The sequence below is a fragment of the Streptomyces sp. ID05-39B genome (genome assembly GCF_033794725.1).
GTDB lineage: Bacteria > Actinomycetota > Actinomycetes > Streptomycetales > Streptomycetaceae > Streptomyces > Streptomyces bobili.
In genome coordinates, this window is sequence record NZ_JARGEF010000493.1 from 1 (window position 1) to 1,683 (window position 1,683).

At 71.4% G+C, this 1,683-nt stretch carries 1 protein-coding gene; it reads left to right on the top strand.

Going from position 1 to position 1,683, the window contains the following annotated elements; translation table 11 throughout:
* Positions 1 to 1,454, top strand: a 1,454-nt coding sequence (locus P1P75_RS41415) for an LCP family protein (RefSeq protein ID WP_319265188.1), incomplete at its 5' end; no start/stop codon positions are given.
* Between the last annotated feature and the right edge of the window lie 229 nt (positions 1,455 to 1,683).

A 1,683-nucleotide genomic window follows, 5' to 3' on the forward strand; every position in this document is an offset into this window, starting at 1 on the left:
GTGCGGGGCGGACCGGCCGGCCCCCGCGCCCCGCTCGGCGCCGGCCGGTCCGCCCCGCACGGAGGAAACGTCCCCGCTGGGCCATGCGGGCGACCATGACGCTGTCGGTCGTCGTGCTGGCCTCCGCCGGGATCGGCCACACCCTGATCAGCAGCCTCGACTCCAAGATCGCCCGCGTCGACCCCTTCAAGGACATGAAGAACCGCCCGCGGGCCGGTCACGGCATGAACGTGCTCATGGTCGGCACCGACGGCCGCGACCGGATCACCGAGGCCGAACGGCAGCGGTACCGGCTAGGCGGCGCGCCCTGCCACTGCACCGACACGCTGATGATCGTGCACATCTCGGAGGACCGGGACCGCGCGAGCGTGGTCAGCCTGCCGCGCGACTCCTACGCCGAGACGCCCCCGCACACCGACCGGACCACGGGTGAGAAACACCACGGCCACCCCCTCAAGATCAACGCGGCGTACGCGGAGGGCGGCCCGCAGCTGACCGTGCGGACCGTCGAGCACATGACCCGCGTGAAGATCGACCACTACCTGGAGGTCGACTTCACCAGCTTCATGAAGACCGTCGACGTCCTCGACGGCGTGAAGATCTGCACCGACCGGCACCTCAAGGACTCCTATACCGGCCTCGACCTCGCCCCCGGCAACCACACCCTGCGAGGCGGCGAGGCCCTCCAGTACGTCCGCTCCCGGCACGCCGACGTCTCCTCCGACCTCGGCCGGATGAAACGCCAGCAGCGCTTCCTGGCGGGACTGGTGGACCGGGCGACCTCCTCCGGGATCCTGCTGAACCCGCTGAAGTTCCGCGACGTGACACGGGCGGTGCTGGGCTCGGTGCGGGCCGACCGCGGCTTCGGCACCGACGAACTGCTGGACCTCGGGCGGGCCATGCGCACCTTCTCCCCCTCCTCCTCGGAGTTCACGACCGTCCCCATCGAACGGATGGGATACGCCGTGAAGGGCATCGGCTCGACCGTGAAGTGGGACCCCGTCCGCTCCGAGCGCCTCTTCAAGGCCCTGCGCGACGACAAACCCCTCGCCACCACCACACAACGGACCGCCCGCAGCACGGCCGTCCGCGTGGAGGTGGCCCCGCAGCAGATCCGCGTCCAGGTGGAGAACGGCACCGGCACGCCCGGTCTGGCCAAGCGGGTCGACGCGGCGCTGCGGGCCACCGGCTTCCGTACGACCGGCCGGCCGACCACGGGCCGCGACACCTCGGTGCGCCGTACGGTCGTCTCCCACGATCCGCGCTGGGACCGCTCGGCGAAGTCGCTGGCCGCCGCCCTCCCCGGCAGCGAGCTGCGCGCCGTACCGGGCCTGGGCCCCACGCTGAGGGTCACCGCAGGAACGGAGTCCCACCAGGTCCGCAAGGTCCGGGCGGACGACCCGGAACAGGGCGAGTCCGCAGTGGTGCGGGGCGACGAGGTCGGCTGCGCCTGAGGCCCTGCCCCAGGGGGCGGGGGCGGGGCCGCAGGGATGCTGTTGGCGAATCCCGTCAGGCTGGCAGATCCCGTCAGGCCCAAGCAATTGGCAGATCCAGGACAGAGACACGCCGTAGAACCGGCACTTTGCTGGCCTGTGTCTGCCAATCGGCGTCTGCCAATCGGCGTCTGGCTATCGCGTCTGCCGAGCGGATTCGCCAACAGCGTCCGCAGGTGGTGGGGGCGGG